Source organism: Arthrobacter sp. NtRootA1 (genome assembly GCF_019976975.1).
Classification (GTDB): domain Bacteria; phylum Actinomycetota; class Actinomycetes; order Actinomycetales; family Micrococcaceae; genus Arthrobacter; species Arthrobacter aromaticivorans.
The window spans coordinates 4,553,698-4,570,342 of the sequence record NZ_AP024630.1 but is presented as its reverse complement, the minus strand read 5'-3'; the positions used below and the strand labels follow the sequence as shown (position 1 = coordinate 4,570,342).

Annotated in this window: 14 protein-coding genes; 10 read left to right on the top strand and 4 right to left on the bottom strand. The window is 60.2% G+C overall.

Going from position 1 to position 16,645, the window contains the following annotated elements; all coding sequences use genetic code 11:
* Positions 1–138: 138 nt before the first annotated feature.
* The 10 genes from LDN90_RS20775 (at position 139) to LDN90_RS20730 (ending at position 13,562) form a co-directional block, all read left to right on the top strand.
* Complete coding sequence (locus tag LDN90_RS20775; RefSeq protein ID WP_223946947.1) at positions 139–1,776, top strand: nucleotidyltransferase family protein; 1,638 nt, start codon at positions 139–141, stop codon at positions 1,774–1,776.
* 245 nt (positions 1,777–2,021) lie between these two features.
* Complete coding sequence (locus LDN90_RS20770; protein WP_223946946.1) at positions 2,022–3,644, top strand: ABC transporter ATP-binding protein; 1,623 nt, start codon at positions 2,022–2,024, stop codon at positions 3,642–3,644.
* Complete coding sequence (locus LDN90_RS20765; protein ID WP_223946945.1) at positions 3,637–5,412, top strand: ABC transporter ATP-binding protein; 1,776 nt, start codon at positions 3,637–3,639, stop codon at positions 5,410–5,412. The genes LDN90_RS20770 and LDN90_RS20765 overlap by 8 nt, the downstream gene beginning before the upstream one ends.
* Before the next feature lie 616 nt (positions 5,413–6,028).
* Positions 6,029–7,024, top strand: a complete 996-nt coding sequence (locus tag LDN90_RS20760; RefSeq protein WP_223946944.1) for a LacI family DNA-binding transcriptional regulator — start codon at positions 6,029–6,031, stop codon at positions 7,022–7,024.
* A 199-nt stretch (positions 7,025–7,223) separates the two neighbouring features.
* Positions 7,224–8,534, top strand: coding sequence for an ABC transporter substrate-binding protein (locus LDN90_RS20755; RefSeq protein ID WP_223946943.1), 1,311 nt, complete (start codon positions 7,224–7,226; stop codon positions 8,532–8,534).
* Positions 8,535–8,537: 3 nt separating this feature from the next.
* A complete protein-coding gene (locus tag LDN90_RS20750) occupies positions 8,538–9,497 on the top strand; it encodes a sugar ABC transporter permease (protein WP_223946942.1) in 960 nt (319 codons plus the stop codon).
* Positions 9,494–10,393: a carbohydrate ABC transporter permease gene (locus tag LDN90_RS20745; protein ID WP_223946941.1), complete on the top strand. Its 900-nt coding sequence runs from the start codon at positions 9,494–9,496 to the stop codon at positions 10,391–10,393. The genes LDN90_RS20750 and LDN90_RS20745 overlap by 4 nt, the downstream gene beginning before the upstream one ends.
* A 42-nt stretch (positions 10,394–10,435) precedes the next feature.
* Positions 10,436–11,539, top strand: coding sequence for a Gfo/Idh/MocA family oxidoreductase (locus tag LDN90_RS20740; protein ID WP_223946940.1), 1,104 nt, complete (start codon positions 10,436–10,438; stop codon positions 11,537–11,539).
* 1 nt (position 11,540) lies between these two features.
* Positions 11,541–12,287 carry a ThuA domain-containing protein gene (locus tag LDN90_RS20735; RefSeq protein ID WP_223946939.1) on the top strand — a complete coding sequence of 249 codons (747 nt, stop codon included), beginning with the start codon at positions 11,541–11,543 and terminating at the stop codon, positions 12,285–12,287.
* Between the two features lie 33 nt (positions 12,288–12,320).
* Positions 12,321–13,562: a Gfo/Idh/MocA family oxidoreductase gene (locus LDN90_RS20730; protein WP_223946938.1), complete on the top strand. Its 1,242-nt coding sequence runs from the start codon at positions 12,321–12,323 to the stop codon at positions 13,560–13,562.
* A 294-nt stretch (positions 13,563–13,856) separates the two neighbouring features.
* Here LDN90_RS20730 and LDN90_RS20725 read toward each other — a convergent pair whose 3' ends face one another.
* The 4 genes from LDN90_RS20725 to LDN90_RS20710 all read right to left on the bottom strand — a co-directional run bounded on the left by LDN90_RS20725 (position 13,857) and on the right by LDN90_RS20710 (position 16,612).
* Positions 13,857–14,753, bottom strand: coding sequence for a nucleotidyl transferase AbiEii/AbiGii toxin family protein (locus tag LDN90_RS20725; protein ID WP_223946937.1), 897 nt, complete (start codon positions 14,751–14,753; stop codon positions 13,857–13,859).
* Positions 14,750–15,286: a hypothetical protein gene (locus tag LDN90_RS20720; protein WP_223946936.1), complete on the bottom strand. Its 537-nt coding sequence runs from the start codon at positions 15,284–15,286 to the stop codon at positions 14,750–14,752. Before LDN90_RS20720 ends, LDN90_RS20725 begins: the two co-directional genes overlap by 4 nt.
* A 158-nt stretch (positions 15,287–15,444) precedes the next feature.
* Positions 15,445–15,630, bottom strand: coding sequence for a hypothetical protein (locus LDN90_RS20715; protein ID WP_223946935.1), 186 nt, complete (start codon positions 15,628–15,630; stop codon positions 15,445–15,447).
* An 88-nt stretch (positions 15,631–15,718) separates the two neighbouring features.
* Positions 15,719–16,612 carry a LysR substrate-binding domain-containing protein gene (locus tag LDN90_RS20710; protein ID WP_223946934.1) on the bottom strand — a complete coding sequence of 298 codons (894 nt, stop codon included), beginning with the start codon at positions 16,610–16,612 and terminating at the stop codon, positions 15,719–15,721.
* Between the last annotated feature and the right edge of the window lie 33 nt (positions 16,613–16,645).

Sequence of the window (16,645 nt, the reverse complement as noted above, 5' to 3'; positions counted from 1 at the left end):
TGAGAAAACGCTTTCTCATGACGTCCTCCTCCAGACGAGGTGAATCACTGGCCCAGCGACTGCCTGAGATGCACACGACCGGAATTGGAATCAGGAAGCCGAAAGGCCAGCTCGGTGGAGCGAAACGACAGACCTCAAATGAAATGGGATGAAATGGAACTGTTTGAATTTCTTTGTGTTGTGGCCGGTCGAAAAATCAAGGACGATAGGGTAATTCCGGTCACAGTCAACGCGTCCCGCGAAGTTGTTCTTCAGGCACTGATTCGGCATCGACTGGTTGGGCGGCTTCAACGTCTGCTGAATGACCGCGCGATGGTCCTCGATGATGAGCAACTGATTGTCGAGGTTCAAGAAGAACAACACCGCGTAGAGTCGCGAAACGACTTCTATCTACAGGAAATTTCCCGGGTCCAGCGCCACCTCACGCGTAAAAGTCTCGAATCAGTCCTCATCAAGGGACCCACGGCTTCACTGATCACTGGAGAAAGCTCCCCGATCCGAATGTATGCCGATATTGATTTGGTGGTTCCGCAGGCGAGTCGTGGCAAAGCTGACCTCTACTATGAACCCCTGCGAGAAATCAATCATGTTCTCCGGCCGGACTGGCCTTGCGGTATTCACGAAGCGGGACACTTCGCCCGAGTCCTGACAACGGGTGAAGCCGAAAAGGCCGGATTCGGGCATTACTCCCTGGACCTGCATCACTGTTTTCCGATCTGGGGATACCCGGCATTGGAGGTCGTCGATCTCGCAAAGCCTGGCCGCATAGACATCGACGAAGGCGCTGAATCCCAGCCCGCCGACAGGTCCGAGATTACCTTCGATGCCCTGTTCGGGAACTCCACGAACATCGAAACCAGCCATGGGCCAATCAGGGTGCTGAAGGCAGAAATGTCCGCTCTGATAATTTGCGGCAATCTCCTTAAAGACAAACTCAAGCCCCACTGGCTGACAAACCACACCATTCGTCTTAGTGAACTCGCGGAGTTGGCAGATCTTATGTCCAGAGAGGAATTTGATGTCGTCCTCTTCCGCGACTTAGTTACCGAATGGGAGGCCGAAGATGCTGCAGGATTTGCTGCGGCGGCTTGCGAGGAATATTTGCGTATACTTCCCTGGCCTTTGATGGCCTATCAAGGGCAGGCGGTGAACCACTATGTAACCCTTTGGAGCCGGGATCACTTCCCCTTCCTCCTTCGGACTGTTCCCGGTCTGTTGGATGCCTCCGAAGAGATCATCAGAACACAATCATTGGAACATTCAGCTGCCAAGTTGGGCGGGAAGGTTCTAAAGCTCGAACCGGGCCGCCCCACGCCGGATATAGCGACGGAAAACCCCAACATCCGATCCTTTAACCATCGCCTTCAAGGCAGGAACATCTCTGCCTTTTTTACATTCGCCTGGACCAATGAGTCACTCTCGGTCGAACTGCGGCTGGACTCAGGCTCGCTATGGGGCCATTGTGTAGCTCTGTTGAATTTCGGGAACCCAGCGGTCGAAATTTACCATTCCTATCCATACGCAGCCACGCGTGTCAGGAATCGCGCCCCGGGAGGTGCTTCAACCGAGGAGGCCATCACCGCAGAGTGGACGGAGGAGGGAGTCGACGCCAACCGGCTCGTGTTGAGGGCCGAACTTCCTTGGGCGATATTCCCTTCCTACAAGCCAGACGCCATGACCCACTTGGATGCTTTTGTCGGGTTCCAAGACATCAGCCCGACAGATCCTGCCCGCAACGCATCGGTTATATTCCCGCTCCGCCTAGTCGCACCGTGATGGGCGCCTCTGGGCCTCATCCAGGGCAACCCTCCGCGAACAGGACAAACGCTCTTGGCCCCCGGATACTTCACGCCGGGACAAACCTCGCCCGGGAACGTCTTGCCCTTCTCAGACTTCTGATGGCTGGTTCTTCAGGGCCTCTCGGCATACTCCTTTGTTGCACTGCTTGTTCGGTTGCGGCTGGGCCGCTCTCAGCATTCCTTACCCACGAAGTCGTCCATAGCCTTACTGAACGAGCAGATTTGCTCTGGCCCGCTGCCGGGCTGGCGGGGGTCCTGCTGGCGCGACAAACTGCGGAAATTGTTTCGAAGTCGATGAAGGTTTCGGTGATAAAAGGAATCGACGGTGCTGTGCGCTCAAGGGTCAGGGAGCTGTCCCTTCGAAGAACCGAAATCGGGCACCTTGAGGATCCCGCATACAGGGATCTACTTGAAAAGGCTGGAGATCAGGGCCTCACGTGGCGGCTTCGTTCGCCTGGAACAGCTGCAACCGGGCAGCTTGAGATCACAGCTCGCGTCCTCAGCGCCGTCCTCATGAGCGCGGTCCTTGCGCAATGGTTCCCGCTTCTGGCCCTCGCGCTCCTCATCCTCTCGTTAGTCATCAGGTCGATCACCAGGCGCCAGTGGATGTTTCTCGAAGGGGTCAAAGACGCTGCTACACCAGAACGTCGGAAAGTCGATTTCTGGGCAAATCTTGCCCTTGGTCCTGCCGCAGGGACGGAAGTCCGTCTTTTTGGCCTAGGTCCGTGGATCAGCGAGCGCCGACTGGAGGCTCACTATTCGTGGATGAAGGACTACTGGCGCATACGTAGGACAATCCTGAACCGCCAATGGGTCAACGCAAGTCTTGCATTGAGCGCAGGGACCCTGGGGCTGGGGATTCCCGGGCTGGCCGCCCTTGCCGGTGAACTGTCCTCCGCCCAACTTACATCTGCACTCGTTGCCGTGCTGGGCATCTTTGCCATCTCAGTCATGGGGTCAGAAGCTTTCGACATCGAATACGGAAAATCTGCTGTGGAGGCCCTGCGTGCGCTCCAAAACGAGGATGCCCTTGAGCAGAAGGGAAAACTGAATTCCCCTGCTAAGGCCGCCACGGTCCGGTTCGAGAATGTGTGCTTCCAGTACCCAGGACAGCACCATCCCGTATTCCATGACCTTAATCTGACTATCCGACCAGGAGAGAACCTCGCCATCGTAGGCAGCAACGGCGCCGGTAAGACGACGCTGATCAAACTGCTTGCCGGGCTCTACCACCCAACTTCCGGACGAGTAACCGTCAATGGAACCGACATGCGCGACCTCGACCCATCAGGATGGCGCCGCAGGATATCGGTCCTCTTCCAGGACTTCGTGCACTACCCGCTCGCCCTACGGGAGAACATCAGATTATCCGCGCCCGAAGCGGAGGTCACCGACTGTCAATTAATCCAGATAATGAATAGATGCGGGTTGGGAACGCTGCTGGGTGACCTCGATGCAACTCTGGACACCAAGCTGTGGCAAAACGCCACAGGCGGACGTGATTTATCAGGTGGTCAGTGGCAAAAACTGGCCGTTCTTCGATCGGTCTTCGCCTCTTCACAAGGCAGAAATCTGATAGTTCTCGACGAGCCCACGGCCAACCTCGATGTTCGCTCGGAAACATCGTTCTTCGAACAAATCATTGGGCTGATTAAGCCGGCATCCGTAGTCCTGATCTCCCACCGGCTCTCAACCGTCAGACCCGCAGACCGCATCGTCTTCTTGGCAAACGGTCAGATCATCGAAGAGGGATCCCACGACGATCTCATCGCATTACAGGGCCGCTACGCAACGCTATTCCAGCTACAAGCGTCCCGGTTCGAAGAGGAGGGAACCCATGACTAAGCACACCGGTATCAAAGCGGCCTACGACACCATGGTCCTAAGTTTTCGAGCGGACCGTAAGATCACGCTGGCCGTGGGCGCCTTCGTCTTGCTTGGGTCAGGAACAGCCGTAACCCTGGGCCTGTCGCAACGGTGGATAGTCAATTCTGCCAAGGGACAGAACGAAGGTGGGCTGCTCTGGGCCATCGCGCTGGGTGCGGTCGCCTATGCGCTCCAACTGGTCGGCCAAAGGTTCTCCCACAACTATCGAAACGATCTCGGTAATCGAATCCAGCTTGCCCTGGAACAGGAGATCACGGAACTTTCGGCCTCAATTCCCACCATCGTCCATCTGGAACGTGGGGAGTACCTGAACAGGATCACGATGCTCCGACGTGGTCTGGTGGCCCTGACCAACACAGGCTGGTCGGCCGTCTATGCTGCAGCTGCCATACTCAGCATCACCCTGAGCACAGTTGCCCTTGCGATGGTGCATCCGATTCTCACGCTGCTGGCTCTATGCGCCATTCCGATCCTGCCACTAACGAACAGAGCCAAGAAACTCCAGCGGACGGCCGTGGACAAAGGAGTCGAGTCGCTCCGCAACGAAGAGGCCGTCCACAACCTGTGCCTGAACCCAGATGCGGCCAAAGAGATTTTGATCGCCAACAATGGATCTGAGCTCAGCCGCCGAGCAAAAGAACTTTGGAACACGGCAGCACTCTTCGAAACAAAGGCGCGATTCAAGGGGACCGGCGGCGAAATATCCGGCTGGTTACTGTATTTTGCGGCGCTGGCAGCGGGCTTGGTCTTTGTCGGCTGGCTCTACACATCAGGGCATACGGGTCTTGGCGATGTCATTCTCGTCATTTCCCTTGCAGGACAACTCCGTCTCCAACAGCAACAAGCGATAGACGCCGTGACAGCTTTTGCTGACGGTGGAAGAGTCGCAAAACACCGGCATTGGCTTCTTGCCTACGGAAAGCGCACCGCGAAACACGGAGCCACAACAAACATCCAGCCAACTCAAGGGCTGGAACTACGGGACGTCTCGTTCACCTACCCAGGTTCAGATAAGCCCGTACTCGAAAGCATAAACCTCAAGGTAGCTGCCGGAACGTCACTGGGAATCGTTGGTCTGAACGGGGCCGGGAAAAGCACCCTCATCAAGCTGCTCCTGGGAGTACATGAACCCACAACAGGACAGATTCTTATTGACGGTGAGCCACTTACGCAAACTCATCCGGAAGCCTGGGCTTCCGTGTGTACGGGTACGCTGCAGAACTTCCTCCGGCTGGAAGTCTCTGTCCGCGAAGGTATCCAGGCCGGGGACCTTCACGACCGAAACGGACAGCTCCCAGAAGACGCCCTCAGAGAGGCTGCCGGTGAAGGACTGCTTACCAACCTTCCTCGCGGCTTAGACACACAACTTGGACGAACCTTCGGAGGGACGGAACTTTCGTTCGGGCAATGGCAAAAGATTGCCTTAGCACGAGGTCTCATGCGGCCAACAGCGGCCCTACAAGTTCTTGACGAGCCAACGGCCGCGCTCGATGCGCAAGCTGAACACGACCTGTTCGAACTGTTCACTCAGCAAGCACGGAGACATAGCAAGGGGGGTGCGATTATGGTCCTCGTATCCCACCGATTTTCAACTGTTCACGCAACTGATCAAATCGCAGTGCTATCTGGGGGTCGTCTGACAGAACAAGGTACCCACGCCTCCCTGTGCGCTGCGAATGGCGAATACGCGCAATTATACAAAAAGCAATTGTCGGCCTACCAATGATCGTGAGGTTTTACCGCATTGATTTTGTTCCCATGATCTGAAATGACGTGTCCCCTCAGCGCTGACATTCTTGCCCATTAGAGACGCGCGATTGTTTCTGTTGCTTGCGAAAGTTTGCGGACTATTCATCCACCGCGTCGATGCGGAGAAGAATGATCTCGAGGGGCGCATAAAACGGAGAGTCAACCGCGACTCTCATTGCAGTCGTACCCTGACCATCTTCGCCCCGTCCCTCGGCGACGCCTATATCTCAGGTCCGAGATGCCGACCCCACTGCGCGGGTGGCCCGGCCTCGATCCGAACGGGCCTCCCGGCGCCAGTGCGCGAGGACCTTGATGTCGTATGTGGCGCGGAAGCTCATGAGAGTTCTGGGGTGCCACGGGAACTGACATCTTTGGGCCCCACTCCGGCACGGAGTTGGCAGCACTGAACATAGGTGTGGGGGATCCGCCGATCGCCCGCGTAGGCAACTGCAGGACCGTCTAAGACCCAATTCGACCGTTTGCTCAACGGCTTTGATGTGCGTATTCGCACTGCAGCTATGCTGGGGAGCGCCGCTGGGTGTGCCACGGCCATTGCGCAGAAGTGCCGGACGGCTCACGGGAAGGACTAACTAATGGCACGGCCGACAGTTCAGGACGTCGCCAGGACGGCGGGTGTGTCCGTGGGGACGGTGTCGCGCGTCTTGAACGGAAGCTCGGCTGTCAGTGCATCGGCCAAAGAAAAGGTCAACGCCGCCATCAAGGAGCTCAGCTATCGTCCTCTTGCTTCGGCGCGAGACCTAAGAAGAGACCGCACCATGCGTGTCCTGGCCCTAGCCAAGAACCTGGACTCGCTCGTGATCAGCGAAGTATTCCGAGGAGTCGGCGACGCGGCGGCTGACTCGGGGTACGTCAGCCTCATCGCGGCCACGGACGGGGACCGCGATCGCGAACAGCAGTTGGTGGACATGCTCCGCAACGGCTCCGTGGACGGCCTGGTCATCTTTTCGCCAACCATGCCGGACGACGATGTCAACACGGTCGCCGAGCAACTGAGCGTGGTCCAGGTCTGCGAAATCGTGGACGCCGAGGCAGCATTCGGGGTGTCCATCGATGACCGCCAGGCAGCCTACGACATCACCAAACACCTCATCAACACCGGCGCCAAGAAGCTGGCAATGCTCGCCCACAGGGGTGCCCGGTCGGGCCAGCTCAGGGAAGAGGGTTTCCGCCAAGCACTCACGGAGGAAGGCCTGGAACCAGACACGATCCTCCTCGGCGAAGGCAACTTCGGGTTCCACGCAGGCCGTGAGCTCACCAAGAAACTCCTGGAAGCCAAAGACCTCCCGGACGCCATCTTCTGCGGTACCGACGTCGTCGCAGCCGGATGCGTCCGTGAACTCACGGATGCCGGACTGCGAGTTCCACAAGACATCGCCGTTGCAGGTTTCGACGACTCCGCACAGGCAGAAATGTGCGTCCCGGAACTGACCACGGTGAGGCAGCCGGCGTACGAGATGGGCCGCGTAGCTTTCGCCGAACTGCTGGAACGCATGACCGTCGAAGGCGCGCACCGTAAGGGCAGGACCTTCCTCCCGCACCAACTCGTCATCCGAGACTCCACAAAATAACGAGGGTTGACAGCTCCGCGTGGCGACTGTCACACTACTTTGGAATCGATTCCACGGCCGGAAGGCCGTTTTATAAGAACACTTTTGGAATCGATTCCAAAAGGGCAACAAGCAACACCGGCAATGAAGCCAGGCTCAGGACGCAACACAGCCAAAGCAACCTGAGTCACCATCCCCACAGACACCAAAGGAGCCACTTGTGGACTTGAACCGACCTGCTCTCCCGCTCCAGAACAAAGCCGCACGAAACAAAGCAGCCCTCGCCGCCAGCGCAATCGCAGTCGCCCTCCTCCTCAGCGCGTGCGGCGGGGGAGCAGCGCCCCAAGGTGCAGAACAAGCGGCAGCTGCCGACCCGGCGTCGGGCGCTAACGCCAGCGGTGCCGTCAACATCTGCGGCGTCAAGGACGCAAGCGGGATCTACAAGGGCACGGCGGAAGCGTTCACCAAGGCGAACGGCAAGGTCACGGCCAAGTACACCGAGATCGGCGCCACCACGGACGAAGCCCGCACGCAGATTGTGCAGCGGCTCGAAGGCAAGTCCACCGAGTGCGACATCTTCCTCTCGGACGTGATCTGGACTTCCGAGTTCGCGTCCCAGGGCTGGCTGCTGGACCAGACCGAGCTGGTGGAAGCCAACAAGGACCGCCTCATTCCCTCCACTGTGGAAACCACCAAGTACCAGGACAAGTACTGGGCCTCGCCGTTCTTCACCAACGCCGGCCTGATCTACTACCAGAAGGACAAGGTGGCCAAGCCCGAGACCTGGCAGCAGCTCTACACCGAAGCAGCCAAGGCACAGGGCAACGGCTTCGTCTACCAGGGCAAGCAGTACGAGGGCCTCACCGTGAACTTCCTCGAAATGCTCTACAGCGCAGGCGGCGAAGTCCTCGATGACCAGGGCAACGTCAAGATCGACTCCAAGGAAACCCGCGACGTCCTCGACTTCATGAGCAAAGGCCTCAAGGACGGCTCAGCCGACCGCGCCGTCCTGACCTACAACGAAGACCCCGCCCGCCTCGCCTACGAGTCCGGCAAATTCGGATACCAGCGCAACTGGCCGCACGTGTACCGCCTGCTGAACGCGACCCCGCTGGCAGACAGCTTCGGCGTCGCGCCGCTGCCGGCATGGGAAGGCGGCAAGGCCTCGGGCGTGCTGGGTGGCTGGAACCTGGCGATCTCGGCGCACTCCACCAACCAGGCCGGGGCTGTTGCCTTCATCGACTTCGCCACCACGCCGGACTGGCAGAAGCACGTGGCCATGGACTACTCGCAGGCACCGGTCAACGAGGCTGCGTACTCGGACCCGGCCGTCCTCGAGAAGATGCCGTTCGCTACCGAACTCCTGGCCTCGGTTAAGGGGGCCAAGCCGCGTCCGATCTCGCCGGTGTACCCACAGATCTCGCAGGCGATCTACAAGAACGTGTACGCCGTCCTCTCCGGCACCGACTCCACCGAGGACGCCGTGAAGAAAATGGCCGACGAAATTACCACCGCTAAGGCGAGCTTCTAAAACATGGCCACCAAAACCATCGCGCCAAGCGCGCCCCCAAGCGCGCCCCCAAGCGCACCAAGAACGAACGCCCGCGACCGTGCCGAACGCCGCCTCGCCTTCCGCATGACCGCCCCGTCGCTGATCCTGATGGCGCTCGTGGCGGCGGTCCCGATCGGCTACGCAATCTGGCTCTCGCTGAACCAGTACAGCGTCCGCACCGCAGGGCTCTCGCGGTTCGTCGGCCTGGATAACTACATCGCCGCCCTGACCAGCCAGGAGTGGTGGGCGGCCTTCGGGCAGACCTTCACCTTCGCGGCCTTCTCGGTCACCTTGGAGCTGATCCTTGGAACGGCCATGGCGCTACTGCTCAACCTCGCGTTCAAGGGCCGCGCGGTCCTGCGCACGGTCGTTTTGCTGCCTTACGCGATCATCACCGTGGTCAGCGCAATCACTTGGCAGACGATGTTCCAGCCCAACCTGGGCCTGGTCACCAACGTCCTCTCCACACTCGGACTGCCCGGCGGCGACGTCGTCTGGCTCGGGGAGCACGGCTACGCCATGGCCGTGATCGTGATGGCCGACGTCTGGAAAACCACCCCGTTCGCGGCGCTCATCATCCTGGCCGGCCTGCAGGTCATCTCCGCCGAAACGTACGAGGCCGCAGAACTCGACGGGGCCAGCAAATGGCAGACCTTCCTCCACATCACCCTGCCGCTCTTGCGTCCGGCGATCGTCCTCGCCGCGATCTTCCGCACCATGGACGCCCTCCGCGTCTTCGACCTGCCGTTCGTCCTCACCCGCGGCGCCAACGGCACCGAATCCATGTCCATGCTCGCCTACACCCAACTCCGCGAAAACCGGCTGGTGGGCGAAGGCTCGGCGCTGTCCATCCTGACCTTCCTCACCGTCATGGTGGTCTCCGTCATCTACATCCGCTTCGGCGGCGGCAACATCCGCGACGTCGCGAAGGAGGAACAATGAGCACGCTGACAGCAGAACGCACGACGGCGGCACCCGCCACCGGGACCAAGTCGCCGAAGCGCCGGCTCAGGGGCGAAGCGAAACTCCACCCCTTGGTGTGGGTGTTCGTGGTGGCCGTCATGGGCTTCTCGCTCATCCCGTTCTATTGGCTGGTGAACACCTCCCTTAAGAAGGGCGCGAGCCTGTCCCAAGGCGAGCTCTTCCCGAGCCAGCCGACCCTGGAGAACTACCTCGTGGTCTTCCAGAACCCCGAGTTCCTCCTGGCCCTGCGCAACTCGGTGATCATCGCCGTCGTAACTACAACAGTGGCGCTGGTGTTCGCGTCCTTCGCCGCGTATGCGCTGGCGCGGCTCAAGATGCGCCGCAAGGGAATGATCCTGACGCTCATCCTGTCGGTGACCACGTTCCCGGCCATCGCGATCGCGGCCCCCATGTTCTCCATCTGGCGCGAAATCGGCTTGTACGACACTCTCTTGGGCCTCATCATCCCGAAGTTGACGTTTGCCCTGCCGCTGGCGATCTACACGCTGACGTCCTTCTTCAAGGAGATCCCGCGCGAACTCGAAGAATCCGCGTACATGGACGGTGCCACGCCGTTCAAAGCGTTCCGCAAGGTCATCCTGCCCCTGGCAGTCCCGGGCCTGGCGACCACGGCGATCCTGGTGTTCATCTCGGTCTGGAACGAATTCCTCCTGGCCGTCACGCTGACAACGTCACCGGAAGCCCGTCCGGTCCCGGTCGCGATCGCGTTCTTCAGCGGCACCAGCGAGTTCGACCAGCCGCTCGGCACCATTAGCGCCGCTTCAGTGATCATCACCGTCCCGCTCGTGATCCTCGTGCTGCTGTGCCAGAAGCGCATCGTCTCCGGCATGACCGCCGGCGCCGTCAAAGGCTAACCCCAAACCGCCCCCAAGAACCCCACAAAGAACAGGAACAAAGTGAGCATTCAGCAGCAGGCCCCGTCCGCAACCCTCAAGGTGGGAGTTGTGGGCATCGGTTGGGCCGGGCAGCAGCACCTCAAGGCATACAGCAACATCGACGGCGTCGAGATTGTCGCCGTTGCCGGTATGGAAGCGGACCTCCTCGCCCAGATGAAGGACGAGTACAGCATCCCGCACGCGTTCGCGCGCTGGGAGGACATGATCGAGCTCGAAGATCTCGACGCCGTCAGCGTCGCCGTGCCCACCTTCCTCCATGCACCCATCGCGATTGCTTCGCTTGAGCGAGGGCTGCATGTGCTGAGCGAGAAGCCGATCGCACGCAACGCCGTCGAAGGTCAAGCGATGGTGGATGCCGCCCGCAAAGCGGGGCGGGTCCTCGACGTCGCGTTCAACCACCGCCGCCGCGGCGACATCCAGGCGCTCAAGGAAGTGATCGACGCCGGTACGCTGGGCCGCCCGTACTACGCCAAGGCGTCGTGGCTCCGCCGCCAGGGCATTCCGATGCTCGGCAGTTGGTTCACCAACCCTGAACTCGCTGGCGGTGGTCCGCTGGCAGACATCGGCGTGCACGTCCTGGATTACTCGCTGCACCTCCTGGGCGAACCCAAGGTCCTGGCCGTCTCGGCGTCGACGCATTCCGAACTCGGCCCGCGCGGCCTCGGCGGCAACGCACGGTATACGGCGTCGAACTCCAGCCATAAGTTTGAAGTGGAGGACTTCGCCTCCGCGTTCATCCGCTTGGAAGGGGGTGGAACCCTGATCCTGGAAGCGGGATGGGCCACCTACCGCGACGAGCGGGACCTGATGGACTTCACCGTTTACGGGACCGACGGCGGAGCGGACTTGCGCTCTGTCGGTGCCTCCGAGAACCCTGTGGCTGACGTCCACGTCTTCACCGAGAAGGACGGCGAGAACGCGGACTTCGAGGTGGTGGCCGAGCCCGGGCGAGCCCACCAGGCCGTCGTCGACGACTTTGTTGCCGCCGTACGCGGCGGTGAGACCGTGTGGGGAAGCCACGACGGGTCCCTCGCTCTCAGCCGTGCACTGGTCCTTGATGCTTGCTACAAATCCGCCCTCGAACAACGTGAAGTGGTGCTCTGAAATGTCTGATTCAAAACTCAAGATTGTTGTCTGGAATGAGGCCGTCCACGAGGCCCGCAACCACCCGGAAACCATCGGCGAAATGTACCCGGAGGGGATCCACGGCGCTATTGCTGCAGGGCTCCGCGGTTTTTATCCGGACTCCGAAATTACCACGGCAACTTTGGCCGATCCCGAGCATGGGCTCTCCGAGGAAATCCTTGCACAGACTGACGTGCTGCTGTGGTGGGGACACATTGCCCATGAGGAAGTCGCTGATGAAGTGGTTGAGCGCGTACGGCGACACGTGCTCGGGGGCATGGGCCTAGTGGTTCTGCATTCCGGGCACTTCGCCAAGATCTTCACCCGATTGTTGGGGACCACTTGCTCCCTGAAATGGCGCAACGAGGGCGAACGCGAACTCGTTTGGACGGTCAAGCCTTCCCACCCGATCGCAGCTGGCATTGAAAGCCCAATCGTCATTCCCCAGCAGGAAATGTACGGCGAACTGTTCGATATTCCGGAACCCGATGACTTGATTTTCATTAGCTCCTTTGAAGGCGGCGAGGTGTTTCGCTCAGGCGTGACCTTCTCGCGGGGCAAGGGCCGGATCTTCTACTTCAGCCCGGGCGATCAGGAGTACCCCGTGTACCACCAGCCGCAGATCCAGAAGGTTATCGCCAACGGCGTTGGTTGGGTTGCCCAGCCGGGTGTCTTCCGTGAGGCGCCCGAGGTTTCCAACCCGCCCCGGGGCTGGTTCGAGGCTTAAGCCCTTCTTCCGCATTCACTTCAAGGAGCACGCATGACCACTTCCACTCTTCCCTCTGGCCGTCCTTTGGGTGTTGCCGCGATCGGTTATGCCTTTATGGGGAAGGCCCATTCGAATGCGTGGCGGAATGTCGCCAGCTTCTTCGACGTCCCCGCCTTCGAGCAGAAAGTGCTCGTGGGCCGGGACGGTGAAGCCGTGGCGGAGGCCGCCGCCAAGTACGGCTGGACCGAATCCGCCACGGACTTGCGATCAGTGATTGAGCGGGACGATATAGACATTGTTGATATTTGCGCTCCGGGCTGGATGCACGCGGAAATCGCCATCGCAGCTTTGGAAGCAGGAAAACATGTGCTCGTGGAGAAGCCGCTCGCTAACACTTTGGGTGAGGCTGAGTTGATGGCATCCGCAGCCGCCGCGGCCCAGGCTCGCGGAGTGCAGTCCATGATCGGGTTCAACTACCGTCGCGTTCCGGCGCTCGCCTTGGCGCGGGAGTTGATCGCGGACGGCCGTCTCGGCATCGTCCGGCACGTGCGGGCTGCATACCTGCAGGACTGGCTATCCGACGTCGAAACCCCCATGAGCTGGCGGCTCCGGAAGGAGACCGCCGGCTCCGGAGCGTTGGGCGATATTGCCTCACACGCCCTCGACCAGATCCAGCACCTCACAGGGCAAACCGTTACTGAGGTGACCGGAACGCTGAGGACTTTTGTCACGGAACGTCCCGGACCCAACGGTCTTGAGAAAGTGACAGTCGACGACGCCGCCTGGGCCACCCTTGGAATGACAGGGAACATCAGTGCGTCGGTGGAAGCGTCGCGGGTTGCCACGGGCCAGAAGAACTCGCTCAAGCTCGAAATCTATGGCTCACTCGGCTCGCTCACTTTTGACCTCGAGAACCTAAATGAACTGAATTTCCTGGACGCCAGCCTCCCGGTGCGGGAACAGGGGTTCCGGCGGATACTCGTGAATGAGCCGGAGCACCCTTACCTTGAAGCGTGGTGGCCCCAAGGTCACATCATCGGCTGGGAGCACACGTTCACGCACCAGATCCGGGACTTTCTGCTTGCGATTCGCGACAGTGAGGCACCGTCGCCGTCGTTCGACGACGGGCTCCAGATCCAGCGGGTGCTGGCCGCCGTCGAGGAGTCGGCGCGGAACAGGAGTGTGGTGACGGGTGTTGCTCAGGGTGCTGAATCTGCGAGGGGCGAGGCCTCACCGCCGACCCCGGCCGACTCTGCCCCAGATCAGCCCGCGTTGACGGCTTCAACTTGGTAGTGTTGTTTCATCACGATCAGCCCGCTCGCCTCACGGCTCGGGCTGATTTTCTTTTCTCGGGCTGATTTCCTCTAGGGTGCGGGGGGGTCGTGGCGGATTACAACAAAGAATGGCTATCAGATGAGGAGTAGCTCAAGAAGCTTGAGTCGCGGGGTGTTGTGGTTTCTGACGACCACCCTATATTGCCTCTAGAGGGCTTTGGACATGTTTTATTAGGCCCGAACGAACGATCTCCGCAAGTTCTTTGACCTTGTCCTTTGCCACGAGGCTGTACAGAATGCCTGGTGGATAGCCTTACCCCTCCCCGCCCGCCTCCACGGCCGCTACAGTCGCCTCCGTCTCAGAGAGCGACGTTTTATCGTTCGGCGATGCTTGGTCTATCACGGCAATGAACTGGCGCAGCCACTCAATGGCGGGAGCGACATCAGGGACGACATCGAGGCCTTCGGCCGCCTCAGCGTAGAGGGTTGCCCAGTCCGCACCCTCGATAACTGACGGTGGCCAAGAGTGAACCTTTCGGTAGTCGAACAGACGAAGACAAGCGGTCCGGACCATCGATAGGTCCAGCTCCTCACGGGCACTTAAGAGTTGGAGGTCGACGAGGTCGCGGGCGCGGTCGCTACTGGGCGCTGTGGACGCGTGTATCTTTTGGGCTATTTGGTGATCAGCGGGCATCACCGCCACTGGCCCTGGAGCGGAGAGACCCACAGAGGTGAACAGCTCGCTGATGCTGGGAGCCAGAGCGAACTCGGGATCGTCGGCATCACCGATTTCATTGTGTCCGAGTTCGAAGGGGACTGTGCACCACGGCTTTCCCTCGTAGTCGAGCTTCACATCGAAAGGTTTCATCACATACGGGGCCGGAATGCCCTTGGGTTTCGGAGCTTTCCGCTCGATCAGGCGTCCACTAAACCCGCCCCACCCTTCCCGAAGCCGCTCTTCGAAGTCGGCGCGGAATGTCGCCAGACTTCCCGTGCGTGCGGCATCAACGTCACGGGTGAACCTTGTATCGGAACCATATCTCAATGCCATCGCGCTCCCACCTTTCACGGCGCCCTCTGGAAGCATTTGGCCTATCACCACCAGAGCCATGGTCGTCCGTCGGCGAACGGCGAGGGTCTCGTCTACTTCCAAGTTCTTCAATCGCTGGTTGAGAGCGGCGAGATTACGAGGTGGGGTGTCATAACTCATGCGGCGAGTTCCTTGCGTACACGGTTCCACTCCGCCGTAGTCAGTAGTCCCTCAGCCCGGGCCTGGGCTGCGGCATCCCGCAGTCGTGTGGCCGGGACACGCCCAATGCATTCGAGGAGTGCTTCGCTGAGTTGTTGGGCGCGGATCCCGCGGTAGCGCGTGACCTTCATTCCGGCTTGTGTCTGGATGACTTTCATGTACGCGGGCATTGCTCGGCGGACACGACGGCCGGTTCCTACTGTGATCTTCGTGGGATTCACGTCCCCAAGGCCGAGGAGGGCAAGGACGGATTCTCCGCGGATGTAGGCGTCGTCTCCTGCGCGCAAGGTCGCTTCGGCGAATTGATCATCGTCGGTCGGCGGGATGTCAGTCATGCGGTAGAGACCATATCCAACGTGATCTAGGCCGCCGCGGGCTGTGAGCTTCGGCAATTCGACGACGGGTACGCCCGCCTCCACTGCTTCCGCAGTGGTGACATAGCCATAGTTGCCGTAGGCGATCTCACGCAGTACGTCTCGATATGTTCTTCGCATGTCAAAAGTCTACCGTAACGGTATTGTTTTGTCCGCAATCCCCGCGATTCCGCCCCGTCAGAACCATACCGATTTCGGTATGGTTCTGACTGGGGTGACTGAGCGATGGCCGTGAGTCAGTGATCCACATCGCAGGGCGTGGGAGAGGCCAGCAGTAATTAAGCCCCTCGTCGGGAACTGCGGCGCGAAGCTACCCGGGCGTCGATTGCCAGAGCGGCTGCGGCCACGACGATGCCTGCACCGAGCGCAGGCAATACGCCGAAGACCGGCTGGAAGACTGCAAAAGAGATGAATCCCGCGAGAAAGACGATTGCACTGCGACGCATTCGAGGTGTCACTTCCATGGGATGACGCTATCACTACATAAATGCTCATGGCCGCCTTCATCCTGAACGATCGACGCACCAAGAGATGTCCACGCTGTGCAGATTTTTACCCATGCCCGCCCGCCGCCAATCCCGCCCCCACTGCCGCAACAAACGCATCCGTTTCCGCTGACCTGCGGCTCTTCAGCCACAGTGCCGACGTCCGCCAAGCCAACGGATCCCCAACCAGCGGCCTCCACACGATCCCCGAAGGCAACGGAGTCCACGGTTCCTCGTTGAAGTGCACGCCCCGCCCGGCCAGGATCAGACCGTGCGTGAAGTGCTGGTTCCGCGCATGAACAATGGCCGCAGGCAGATACCCAGCGTCCCGGCAGGTGTGCAGGAACGAGTCGTACAAGGTCGGGGCCATGTGTCGCGGGAAGATGATCAGCGGACTGCCGGCCAAGTCGCCCAAACGAACGGAAGACGAAGAAGCCAGCGGATGTGAAGCATTCAGCACCACACCCAAAGCCCGCGAGAACGCCGGCCCCGTCTCGAAACCCACGCTGCTCAAAGGGTGACGGACCACCGCCACGTCCAGTTCGCCGTCGCGCAATCGTTCAACCTGCTCAACGGTGGTGAGCTCGTGCAGGTTCAGCAGCACGTCCGGCGCAGACGAAGCAAACGAAGAGGCCATCGTGGACAACGCAACAGGATTCGTGTCCGGCGGCACCGCCACCTGCAGAACACCGGAAGCACCAGGACGGATCCGCCGCATCGACTCCTGCGCCATCGCCACATGATCCAGCACCCCGCGGGCGTGCTCCAACAGCAACGCCCCGGCCTCGGACAGCTCCACACCAGTCCGTCGCCGGTGAAATAACAAAACCCCGAGTTCCTTCTCCAGGTCCTTGATCCGCTGCGACAGCGGTGGCTGGGCCATGTGCAAACGCTGTGCCGCCCGGCCGAAGTGCAGCTCCTCGGAGAGCACCACGAAGTACTTGAGATGGTGGAGATCCATCCGCGCACCATATCAGTTTGGTATCACGGCGAG

Excerpts from the sequence above, each read along its gene's own strand:
- LDN90_RS20775 (WP_223946947.1), top strand. The coding sequence starts at position 139 with ATGAAATGGGATGAAATGGAACTGTTTGAATTTCTTTGTGTTGTGGCC.
- LDN90_RS20765 (WP_223946945.1), top strand. The coding sequence starts at position 3,637 with ATGACTAAGCACACCGGTATCAAAGCGGCCTACGACACCATGGTCCTA.
- LDN90_RS20760 (WP_223946944.1), top strand. The coding sequence starts at position 6,029 with ATGGCACGGCCGACAGTTCAGGACGTCGCCAGGACGGCGGGTGTGTCC.
- LDN90_RS20750 (WP_223946942.1), top strand. The coding sequence starts at position 8,538 with ATGGCCACCAAAACCATCGCGCCAAGCGCGCCCCCAAGCGCGCCCCCA.
- LDN90_RS20745 (WP_223946941.1), top strand. The coding sequence starts at position 9,494 with ATGAGCACGCTGACAGCAGAACGCACGACGGCGGCACCCGCCACCGGG.
- LDN90_RS20735 (WP_223946939.1), top strand. The coding sequence starts at position 11,541 with ATGTCTGATTCAAAACTCAAGATTGTTGTCTGGAATGAGGCCGTCCAC.
- LDN90_RS20730 (WP_223946938.1), top strand. The coding sequence starts at position 12,321 with ATGACCACTTCCACTCTTCCCTCTGGCCGTCCTTTGGGTGTTGCCGCG.
- LDN90_RS20725 (WP_223946937.1), bottom strand. The coding sequence starts at position 14,753 with ATGAGTTATGACACCCCACCTCGTAATCTCGCCGCTCTCAACCAGCGA.
- LDN90_RS20720 (WP_223946936.1), bottom strand. The coding sequence starts at position 15,286 with ATGCGAAGAACATATCGAGACGTACTGCGTGAGATCGCCTACGGCAAC.
- LDN90_RS20715 (WP_223946935.1), bottom strand. The coding sequence starts at position 15,630 with ATGGAAGTGACACCTCGAATGCGTCGCAGTGCAATCGTCTTTCTCGCG.
- LDN90_RS20710 (WP_223946934.1), bottom strand. The coding sequence starts at position 16,612 with ATGGATCTCCACCATCTCAAGTACTTCGTGGTGCTCTCCGAGGAGCTG.